Raw genomic sequence first — 11,700 nt, 5'->3', positions numbered from 1 at the left:
TTTTTTACCTTTTAATCTGCATTAAACGTAATAGCAACCATAGGTTCTTTATCGTAAATTTTATAGATTTTCTTTCTAATAACTTTTCTTAGTCTTTCTTGTAAGTCTTTAAGACCTTTAAATTGTTCATCTTGAGTGACTTGAATAATTACACTCTTGATTAATTTATCAATTTCAGCTTTATCTTCACGTCCAATTACGCCAATATAATTTGTTTTAATGTTCGAATTAATTTCCTTAGTTCTTGAATTAAAAATTAAGCTTACAATTACTAATCCCTCACGACCTAACAATTCACGTTCTGAGATAACTTCAGTTGAAATGTCCCCAATCCCGAAACCATCGATAATAGTGTCCCCGCAAGGTTTGATTTTTCCATTTGTACTAAATAACTTACCATTTAGAAAATGTGCGATTTTACCATTTTGTAAAACAATAGGTGTTACTTCATTTTTAGCGAATGTTTCGCTGACATAGTTGCTAATGTCAATTAAATATCTATATAGTCCCTCAACTGGGATAAAGTATTTAGGTTTTAGTACCTTAAGAAGGTCCACCACATCCTCTCTAGCAGGACGGTGTGAGTAATATTCGTGGTGTGTAACGTCAGTAATCATTGGTGAAATTTTAGCAACTTCATCCAGAGCAAACGCTGCTAAAGCCTCAATCCCATTGATAGGCGGAGCAATCATTAAAACACGGTCTGTTGGTCTTAATTTTAAGAGAATATCATTGTTGTGTGCAATTCTTAAAAATCTTGAATATAATCTTTCAATTGAACCAGTCACTAAAATTACTGCGTTAGGATGTTTATTAAGATTTTTATGTTCAATTATCTCAGGTAAATTAATGTCATTTTTAATTTTCTTGAGTAAAAACAATAATTGAGCATAAGTTTTACCATAAGCTGTTACTGGTCGATTCGTTTGCAATGCTAAGTTTAGAATTTGGTCGATCGCAACCATTTCTTCATCATAAGCTCCAACAATAATTCGAGCATCATCTGGTGTTTTTAAGAAAGCATCTTTAACCATTTGTGGTAGCACAATTTTATCAATCGCATAACCAGAATAATTTGAATGTCCTGCATCAGTAATAACGGTTAAAATTTCACGATTTTGAGTAATTTTCTTAATATCTTCATAAGATGATTGACCATAAATCCCTAAATCACCTTTTACATAGTTACATAAGAAAATAATGTCACCATCTTTTGTGACAAAATCGTACCCAACTGACCCCGGCATGCTACCAGCAACCATAAAATTACGCACAGTCACGTCGTTAAACACATTTTCTTTTTTCAAAATTTCAATCTTATATTCTTTTGGACTGATTTTATATTTGTTCAATCTATCCATAATTAAAATTCGATTAAAAGGTGAAGAATAAATTGTTAAATTTGGAATTTGCATCACCAATCATGGCAAAGCAGAAAAAGTTTCGTTTTTTACGTCTGTAATAAAAACACCTCTAATTTTTTCTTTATTTTTCTCTAAATATGAAAAATCAGGTATTAATGTATCCACACCATAAGTTGTATTAATTGGTACTTTTGCACCTGCATTAATAATAAAAATATCATTTTCTGTTTCGATTACGTAACAGTTTTTACCATTTTCATCTAATCCACCAAGTGCAAAAAAATTAACATGAGACATGTAAACCCCTTTCTAAATTAAGTTCAGATCTTTAGTCTTTATTGACTAAAACTTTTTAAATTATAAATAATTTATTTACTTTATTAATAACTAAAAGCAACATTATTAAAAAATGTTGCTTTTACTATTAGTTAACTTAAATAATCTGAAATTGCTTTTGCAGCAATAGCTCCATCACCTGCAGCTGTAACAATTTGTCTTACATTTTTAACCCTAATGTCCCCAGCTACATAAATACCAGGTACATTTGTCGACATTGTTAATTCATCAACAATGAAAAATCCGTTTTCATTTTCCAAATTGAGATTTTTTGCAAAATCAGAAGCAGGAATCATACCGATGTAAGGGAAGAAGCTATTAATTTCAATTTTTCTCTCTTGACCGTTTTCATCTTTGAAAATTGCGTACTCTAATAAATTGTCCCCACCAATTTCCAATAATTGTGAATTGTAAAAACATTCTACATTTTCTTTGCTTAAAAGATCTTCAACAAGTCTTTTTTCAGCTGTAAATTCTGCATCTTTTGTTAAAACATAAACTTTTGAAGCGATCGAAGAAAGGTATGTGGCCTCTTCAACTGCAGAATTACCACCACCTAAGACTAAAGCTGGCATGTTTTTGAAAATAGGACCATCACAAATAGCACAGTAACTAACCCCACGGTTCGTGAATCTGTCTAAATTTTTGACAAAAGATGGTACTCTGTTCAACATTCCAGTAGCAATTAAAACTGTTTTTGACTTAATGACTTCCCCAGATTTTAATGTTGTTTCTTTTTCGAAATCAGAAATTGATTCGATATTTACAACTTCACCATATTTATAAACAGCCCCAAATTTTTGTGCATGATTGAAAAATTCTGTAGCCACTTCTCAACCTTCTGCCATTTCGGTACCTAACCAGTTTTCAATTTTAGAAGTTGATGATAATTTTCCACCAGGAGTACCTTTTTCCACAAACATTACACTTAGATTTGCTCTCGAAGCATAAAGAGCTGCGTTTAATCCTGCTGGACCTGATCCAATAATTAATAAATCTCAAATTTTATTATTCATTTTCAACACCTTTTTTCTTTAATAATAAGTTAATTATATTTGAAAAAGATGATTTTTGTACTCATTTTTGATATAAATCGACGTTTTTCATTTCATAATCAAAATAATAACTTTTTCTTACTCTTACATATTTAACTCTTGAAAAGAATTGGAAATACATAAAAATAAGTGCACCAACTGAAGCAAAAATTAAAGAAACAATAACATATAAATTAAATGAATCTTGTCTCATTGGTTCCATAACAGTTCTGACTATTCCATAATAAAGTAAGTATAAACCAGATGTTGCTCCTGGTCTGAAAACACCAAATAAGTTGAATATTCAAACAATAATAATGTATCCTGTCAAGGTTGAGAATCCCTCATAAAGGAAAAGTGGATATCTATAAGCACCGACTCCTTTTCCAAAAAGTTGTTCTGAGAAAGAGTCTACAATAAACATATGTTGAGCAAAACTTTTTCCAAAAATTAATGATGATTTTCCTGAGTAATCAATTTTTCCGTATAGCTCGTGGTTTGCAAAGTTTCCCCAACGACCGATAAATTGTCCCACCAAAATCGTAGGAATAATTATGCTAGCCACTTTACGTACATCAATATTATTTCTTTGAGTATATCCGTAAATAACACAACAAATTGCCGCTAAGATGATACCCCCTTGAATTGAAAGACCACCATCTCAAAGTGCGTACCAATGTGAGTTTGCAAACGGATTATCTTCGTAAAGCAACGCCTCGACTACATATCCCAAACGTGCTCCAAAAATAGCTGTAGGAATAACTATTAAAATGAAAGTAAGTAAAATTTCGATTTTATACTTTTCACGGTATCAAAAAAATAAAATGGTTAAGATTGAAGAAAGAATCCCCAACATAATCATTAAAGAGTAGACATGGAAATTATAACTACAAATTGAAAATAAATAAATTGACTCATTTGCTCTTATCGGAGCATCTGGAGTTCATGGTGCATTAATAGTATTCATTATCTCTCCTTCTTTTTTCCATTTCTTCTAAAATACTGTTTCCATCGTGTCTTGCTAAATAAGCACTAACTGCAGCCTCAATAAGAGAAGCTGTGTTTCCACCATCTTTGACTGGTATTTGCATTTTTTTGATTGAACCTTTTAAAATTGGATACTCTAAAAAATGAATTCCTAAACGATCTAACTCGTGTTGATTTTGTTTTTGCACTAATTCAACAACCAAATTGATCGTACAGTTTGAAGCTATCGCATTGATACCATATGTGTACTTAACATCAATAATACCAATCCCACGAACCTCTAAAAAGTTTTTGGTAATAAGCGGAGAACGCCCGACAAAACGTCCGCCTGAATATTTAATTAAAACCGCATCATCAGAAATAAATACATGTCCCCTTTGAATTAAATCAAGAGTTGCCTCTGATTTACCTAGACCACTTGGTCCAACAATAAGTACACCAACACCCCCTATTAAAACCAAACATCCGTGTACTTGTGTTTCTTGTGTATAAAAATCATTTAAGTAAGTACCGATTGTTGTGGTAATTAAAGATGTTGAATCTTCAGAAACTGCTACCGGTATTTTATGTTCATTAGCCGCTTGAACTATTCATTTTTGAACACGCTCTGAAACCCCTTTTGATAAAATCACAAGTGGCGGATGATGCTGAAAAACAGCGTTTAAAGCATCAATTGTGTTTTCCTTACCAATAGAATTAAATCATTTACTTTCTGATGTTCCTCAAGAAATAATGTTACGGCCAACACGTTCATTTTTAATTGAACGTGTTAATTCTAATCCAACACGCTTAATTGCTGGTGAATAAATATTCAAATAATTTGGATTATTGTCTGCATTGACGATATTTAATGAAAATTTTTCAATTATTTCAGTTGAACTAATTTTTCTTTTATTCATAAAATCCTTTATTTATATTGATAAAAATAATTATAGATTAATTTTTAATTAATTCCCAATATATCTTTTAGAAACTCAGCTGTATAACCTTTTCCAGAACGTGCAACTTGTTCAGGTGTCCCAGTTACAACAACATTACCACCATTAACACCACCATCTGGTCCTAAATCAATAAGATAATCACAAGATTTGATTAAATCTAAATTATGTTCAATAATTAAAACAGTGTCCCCATTGTCCACGATTCTATTTAAAATTTTGATTAAACCGGCCACATCATGCGTATGTAAACCAGTAGATGGTTCATCAAGAACAAATAAAGTTTTACCTGTTGGAGTTTTTTGTAAATAGGTAGCTAATTTAACTCTTTGAGCTTCCCCGCCGCTTAGGGTTGTTGAACTTTGACCTAATTTAATATATCCTAAACCAACATCTTCTAAAATTTGTAGTTTTTCAACAATTTTTGGTTTATTTTCAAATATTTTCATTGCATCTTCAACCGTTGAATCCAAGATGTCAGCAATTGTTTTATTATGATACTTAATCTCAAGAGTTTCACGATTATAACGTTTTCCATCACATTGGTCACATGGTACGTAAACATCTGGTAAGAAGTGCATTTCAATTTTTAAGTAACCATCCCCAGAACATTTTTCACAACGTCCCCCTGGGACATTGAAACTAAATCTAGATTTGGTATATCCTCTAACACGTGATTCTTCAATATTAGTAAAAATATCTCTAATATCGTCAAAAACACCTGTATAAGTTGCTGGATTACTTCTTGGAGTACGTCCAATTGGAGATTGCGAAACTGGGACAACTTTATCAATATTGAATAGTCCCGAGATCGAATCAAATTTTGCTTTTTTCTTTTCGTTACTAATTGCTAATCCTAATGAATGTTGTAAACCACCAACTAAAATTTCATTAACTAACGTACTTTTTCCTGAACCTGATACTCCTGTAACACCAATTAATTTACCTAAAGGTATGGTTACATCGATATTTTTTAGGTTATTTTCAGACGCATTCTTAATTGTTATTACTTTACCATTACCGCTTCTTCTGCTTCTTGGAATTGGTATTTTATATTCACCTGAAAGATATTTAGCAGTAATTGAGTTTGGTGATTTTAAAATGTCGTCAATTGTACCCTGAGCGACGACCTCTCCACCATGCACACCAGCTTTTGGTCCGATGTCTACAATTCAATCTGCTGAGTACATTGTTTCTTCGTCGTGTTCAACGACAATAAGAGTATTACCTAAATCAACCATTTTTCTTAATGCATTAATTAGTTTTAAATTATCTTTTTGATGTAAACCGATTGAAGGCTCATCTAAAACATAAAGAACCCCAGATAAATTCGAACCGATTTGAGTAGCTAATCTGATTCTTTGAGCTTCCCCACCGCTGAGCGTTTCCGCATTACGATTTAAAGTTAAATAATCTAAACCTACATTTTTCAAGAATGTTAAACGACTAATTAATTCATTAGTAATTAACTTCGAAATATTCTCTTCCATTTCATTGAAATTTCTATTTTCAACCGCTTCTAAAATATCTAAAACAGGTAATTGAACATAATCATAAATATTTTTATTATTAATTTTAACCGCTAAAGCTTTTTCATTTAAACGTGAACCACGACACTCTCCACAAGTAAATGTCCCCATGTACTTTTTCAGCCAATCTCTAATTCTGTCACTTGATGTATCGTAATATTGTCTTTCGACTTTTGTTAATATTCCATCAATGATCTTTGTGCGTCTAATTTTATTACCAGAGCTTGAAATCAGTATAAAATCAATTTCTTCCTTGCTACCTCATTTAATAATTTCGATTTCTTTTTTAGTCATTTGTTCAATCGGTTTGTCAATCGAAATACCATAATGATCTAATAGAACCTTGAATTCTTGTCATTCAAGATTTTGTGTTCCTACTGTGTTTTCAAAAATTTTAATCGCTCCTTCTCGAATTGTTCTTCAAGTTTCTTGAACTAACGCATCAAAATCAGCTTTAATTTCAACACCTAAACCTTTGCAGTGTTGACACATTCCAAAAGGAGAGTTGAATGAAAAAAGTCTTGTTTCGATTTTAGGCATTTCAAAATCTTTATAAATACATGAGTGCGATTTAGAATATACATTAGTTTCTTTGATATCTAAATTCTCAATTTTTACCATACCACCAGATAAATCGGACGCGATATCTACCGCTTCTGCAATACGATTGTAATTTTCTTCATTTAAAACAATACGATCGATAATTAAATCAATATCGTGTTTGATATTTTTGCTTAGTTCGATTTTATCTTCTAATAAAAAAATATTACCGTCGATTTTAGCTCTTATGTAACCGTCTCTTTTCAATTTTTCAAGTAAATTTTTATGTGTCCCTTTTTCTTGTTCAACTAAAGGTGCATAAATGATCAATTTACTATTTTCTGAATTTTCGTAAATTGAGTTTAATATGTCTTTCGAAGTTTGAGAAGAAATTTCAATGTTGTGATTTGGACAATATGGTTTACCAACTCTTGCAAACAACAATCTAAAATAATCATAAATTTCAGTAACTGTCCCAACTGTCGAACGGGGATTGTTATGAATTGTTTTTTGCTCAATTGAAATCGATGGTGAAAGACCATCAATACTATCCACATCAGGTTTAGTGGTACCGCCTAAAAACATTCTGGCATAAGCACTTAAGGAGTCTACGTATCTTCTTCGTCCCTCTTCATAAATCGTATTAAATGCTAAACTACTTTTACCTGAACCACTTAATCCAGTGAATACAACTAATTTATTTTTTGGTATTGTCAGTGAAACATTTTTTAAGTTATTTTCACGTGCTCCTTTTACAACAATTTCGTCTTTTGCTGACATTTTCGCTCCTTTATTTTTTAGATTGTAACTCTAAAATAATGTCTCTTAATTCAATAGCTCTTTCATAATCAAGCTCCTTTGCAGCTTGATTCATTTGTTCTCTAAGTTTTTGAATTAATTCTTCTTTTGATTCTTTTCCTTTTTTAGTTTTTGTATTGACTTCATTTGTTAATATTTTTTCAACTTGATTTTCTAAATCGTCCCCGTGGATTGGTTCTGGGATTGGTTTAATAATTGTTTGCGGAATGATGTTGTGTTTCTTGTTATACGCAATTTGAATTGATCTTTTTTCATTATTATCCCTAATACACTCTTCCATACTTTTGGAAATATGGTCCGCATAGAAAATAACCTTACCATTAACGTTTCTGGCTGCACGTCCAACAATCTGAATTAAGCTACGTGTATTACGCATAAAACTTTCTTTGTCTGCATCCAACACAACAACAAGCGAAACCTCAGGTAAGTCAATCCCCTCTCTAAGTAAATTAATCCCAACAACCACATCAAAAATCCCTTTTCTTAATTTTCTTAAGATTTCATTTCTTTCAAAGGTCGTGTGTTCAGAATGAATATAAGCGGCTTTTATGTTTTTAGATAATAAATAAGCACTTAATTCTTCAGCCATTCTTTTAGTTGTGGTTAAAATAATCGTTCTTTCATTTTTGCTATTTTGTAATTGAATTTGATCGTAGATGTCTTCGATTTGATTTTCAGTTGGTTTAATTTCAATTGTCGGATCTAAAAGTCCGGTCGGTCTAACATATAGCTTGGTAATTACACCTTCGGTTTTATCCAACTCATAATCTCCCGGAGTAGCTGAGATATAGATCTTTTGGTGGTTGAATGACTCTTCAAATTCTTCGAATTTTAATGGTCTATTTTCCAGTGCCGATGGCAATCTAAATCCGTACTCAACAAGAGTTTCCTTACGACTTCTATCTCCTTTATACATACCATTTAGCTGTGGAATCATCATATGTGACTCATCAATGATAATTAATGCATCATTTGGTAAATAATCAAATAAAGTATATGGTCTTTCTCCAAAGGTACGTCCATCTAAATACATTGAATAGTTTTCAATTCCATTACAAAAACCATACTCTTTCATGTCGTCCATATCGTTAATTACACGATCACGAATCCGCTGAGCTTCTAATAACTTACCTTGATTTTGAAAATGTTTTATTCTTTCTTCTAATTCGCTATTAATTAAAGGTATAACTTTGTCAAAAACTGAGTTTTCGACCGCGTAAGCCTCCCCAGGGTAAATTGTGTATACTTTAAATTTTTCTATTATATTTTTTGTTAATTTATCTACATGGTAAATTCCTTCAATTTCGTCCCCGAAAAAATCTACTCTAATTAAATAATTTTCACTGTCCGCAGGTGTAATAAAAACAGAGTCGCTTTTAACTAAGAAAGTCCCAGAAACGTGGTCAGCATCATTCCGATCATACTTAATTTGAACCAATTTATTTAAAAACTTCTTCATTCCATATTCAAGTCCGACATAAATTTCAAAAATATTTTTTTGATATTCATTCGGATTTAAAGCACCATAGATTGACGAAACTGAAGCTACAACAATAACATCTCTTCTCTTCATTAGCGAGTTAATTGTGGACATTCTTAGTAATTCAATATCTTGGTTAGTCGCAGAAACTTTCTCAACATAGGTGTCCGATGTCGGGATATAAGCTTCAGGTCTATAATAATCAAAATAACTAACAAAATACTCTACAGCATTGTCAGGAAAGAAACCTTTTAACTCGCTATAAAGCTGGCTTGCTAAAGTTTTGTTGTGTGACAAAACTAAAACTGGTCGATCAAAATTTTTGATAACATTTGCTATCGTAAAAGTTTTACCAGATCCAGTTACACCGACTAAAATTTGTTCTTTTAATCCATCATTAATTCCCTCGACTAACTCGGAAATTGCATGTGGTTGATCACCGCTAGGTTGATAATTAGCTTTTAAATGAAAAATACTCATAACAATAATTTTATATTAAAAAATGCATTCCCAGTGGAACGCATTTACAATAATTATTATTAAAAAATGAAATAAAAAAATGGCGATCACGAGAGGATTCGAACCTCCGACCACAAGCTTAGAAGGCTCGTGCTCTATCCAGCTGAGCTACGCGACCACGCTAATAAATTTTAGCACATTTTTCAATTTTGAAATAAAAAAAGACCAATAGACACAACACTTCCTGATGCGGCTGCTACGATTAAGTCCTGACCGAGTTACTGGGTTATTGTTCTAAAGGCCTATTTATTATATCATGATAGTCTAAAAAGCACTTTGTGGAAAAATTTTTTTCACATTTTATTTCAAAATAGTGTTATATTTGTTATCATTTAGATATGAAAACAATTTCTTACAAAGATATATCAAAAATGGCCAATGTTTCAATTTCGACTGTAAGTAGATATTATAACAACGGTTACGTTTCAAAAAGAACAAAAGAAAAAATCGAAAAAGTAGTTCAACAATTCGAATACTATCCAAATCATGGTGCTAGATTAATTCGTGGTAGGGACAATTCAATCTTCATTATTGTCCCAGAATGACCACAAGGTTTATACATGGCAATTGCTAATGGTATTGTACAATCAGCAAAAATTCACAACAAAAAAGTAAATACAACATTTACTGAAGTAAGCACAAAAGAATACATTGAAACAGTTAGATACGTACTATCATGAAGACCAACATCGTTAGTTTTATTTGTCCCAGAATACGATGAACAATTATTTAGTTATCTAAGAACAATTGAAGATACTTCAATCGTAGTCTTCGGACACGAAGTTGAGGGATTAAACTGAATTAAAGTTGATGAAACACATGCATTCTACAACTTAACTAACGTTTTCCACTCCACAATTACTGATAATCAAAAAATGATGTTAGTTGTTGACAAAAAACTAAACAAGGTTCAAATTGAAGACCGTAAACAAGGTTTTATTAACGCATGTAACGATTTAGGTATCGAATACGAAATCTATGAATTAGCTGGAAAATCAAAAAGTAGCATTGCAGAATTAAATAAATATACTCGAAAACAAAAAATTTCAAATGTTGTTTGTTCAACACACGAAGTATTTATCTCATTAAACGTTTTAGGGGATAAATCTCTTCGTCTAACAGATTTTGGATATCAATCAGTTTATGACTATATTAGAACATATAAAGCAAAAATCTTTGTCGACTATCCAAGCATTGGTGTAGAAATTGAAAACATGATTTGAGTTCATAATGTTGACTATGTATTAAAATCTAAATTAATAAAAACACGTATCATTAGTTAATAAAACGTGTTTTTATTTTATATAAAGGATAAAAAATGATTAAACTCGGAAGTCACATTTCATTCAAAGCTCCGGACTATTTAGTCAGTGCGGTCGAAGAATCATTAAATAATAAAGCAAATGTTATGATGATTTATCTAGGAGCTCCACAAACTACTAAAAGAGTACCAGTCGAAAAATACAATATTGACAAGTACAATCTCTTCTTTAAAGATTTAATTAAACCTGATGACATTATTGTACACGCGCCATATATTACTAATGCTGCTAATCCCGAAAAATCCCTTTTTGCTTGTCAATTCTTAATTCAAGAAATCGAAAGAATGAACCACATTGGTGCAAAATACTTAGTTTTACATCCTGGTTCTTTTACAATTTTTACACCGGAAAAAGCACTAAAAACACTTGTAAATAGTCTTAAATACATTCTTTCAAAAACCAAAGATGTGGTCATTTGTATCGAAACAATGTCTGGAAAAGGTAGTGAAATCGGGATTACTTATGAACAAATAATGTACCTTATTAACGAAGTCAACGATGAACGTGTGCAAGTTTGTTTAGACACTTGTCACGTATGAGATGCTGGATATAACATTCAAAATTACGAAGAATTTAAACAAGAATTAAAATCATCAGGCATTTTTAAACACATTAAAGTGATACACCTAAACGATTCAAAGAATCCTCTGAACTCACACAAGGATCGTCACGAAAATATTGGAAAGGGACACATTGGGACTGATGTTTTAAAGAAACTAGTCCACGATCCGGACTTTGATAATATACCAATTATTCTCGAAACTCCTTGAGTTGACAATAAACCAATTTACAAAGAAGAAATAGAATTATTATTAAAAAAATAAACTAAAAT

Annotated in this window: 8 protein-coding genes and 1 tRNA gene; 2 read left to right on the top strand and 7 right to left on the bottom strand. The window is 31.5% G+C overall.

Features of this window, described 5'->3' with window-relative positions; genetic code table 4:
- Nucleotides 1-11: 11 nt before the first annotated feature.
- The 7 genes from BLA55_RS01790 to BLA55_RS01760 form a co-directional block, all read right to left on the bottom strand.
- Nucleotides 12-1,661 (bottom strand): ribonuclease J, encoded by a 1,650-nt coding sequence (locus BLA55_RS01790; protein WP_073372403.1) that lies wholly within the window; start codon nt 1,659-1,661, stop codon nt 12-14.
- A gap of 131 nt (nt 1,662-1,792) precedes the next feature.
- A complete protein-coding gene (locus BLA55_RS01785; protein ID WP_073372402.1) occupies nt 1,793-2,716 on the bottom strand; it encodes an NAD(P)/FAD-dependent oxidoreductase in 924 nt (307 codons plus the stop codon).
- Entirely contained in the window at nt 2,709-3,701 is a 993-nt protein-coding gene (lgt, locus tag BLA55_RS01780) for a prolipoprotein diacylglyceryl transferase (protein ID WP_073372401.1), read from the bottom strand. The genes BLA55_RS01785 and lgt overlap by 8 nt, the downstream gene beginning before the upstream one ends.
- Nucleotides 3,688-4,620, bottom strand: a complete 933-nt coding sequence (hprK, locus tag BLA55_RS01775) for an HPr(Ser) kinase/phosphatase (protein WP_073372400.1) — start codon at nt 4,618-4,620, stop codon at nt 3,688-3,690. Before hprK ends, lgt begins: the two co-directional genes overlap by 14 nt.
- Before the next feature lie 44 nt (nt 4,621-4,664).
- On the bottom strand, nt 4,665-7,508 hold the full coding sequence (gene uvrA / locus BLA55_RS01770) for an excinuclease ABC subunit UvrA (protein WP_073372399.1): 2,844 nt from the start codon (nt 7,506-7,508) through the stop codon (nt 4,665-4,667).
- A gap of 10 nt (nt 7,509-7,518) precedes the next feature.
- Nucleotides 7,519-9,507: an excinuclease ABC subunit UvrB gene (uvrB, locus tag BLA55_RS01765; RefSeq protein WP_073372398.1), complete on the bottom strand. Its 1,989-nt coding sequence runs from the start codon at nt 9,505-9,507 to the stop codon at nt 7,519-7,521.
- Between the two features lie 80 nt (nt 9,508-9,587).
- Nucleotides 9,588-9,664, bottom strand: a tRNA-Arg gene (locus BLA55_RS01760).
- A 220-nt stretch (nt 9,665-9,884) separates the two neighbouring features.
- Here BLA55_RS01760 and BLA55_RS01755 point away from each other — a divergent pair.
- Both BLA55_RS01755 and BLA55_RS01750 read left to right on the top strand, forming a co-directional pair.
- Nucleotides 9,885-10,829: a LacI family DNA-binding transcriptional regulator gene (locus BLA55_RS01755; RefSeq protein WP_073372397.1), complete on the top strand. Its 945-nt coding sequence runs from the start codon at nt 9,885-9,887 to the stop codon at nt 10,827-10,829.
- Nucleotides 10,830-10,864: 35 nt separating this feature from the next.
- Nucleotides 10,865-11,692, top strand: coding sequence for a deoxyribonuclease IV (locus BLA55_RS01750; protein ID WP_073372396.1), 828 nt, complete (start codon nt 10,865-10,867; stop codon nt 11,690-11,692).
- Nucleotides 11,693-11,700: the final 8 nt, after the last annotated feature.

It is taken from the genome of Mycoplasmopsis pullorum (genome assembly GCF_001900245.1).
GTDB lineage: Bacteria > Bacillota_I > Bacilli_A > Mycoplasmatales > Metamycoplasmataceae > Mycoplasmopsis > Mycoplasmopsis pullorum.
The sequence above is the reverse complement of the archived record's forward strand: the minus strand, read 5'-3'. Positions and strand labels throughout refer to the sequence as shown.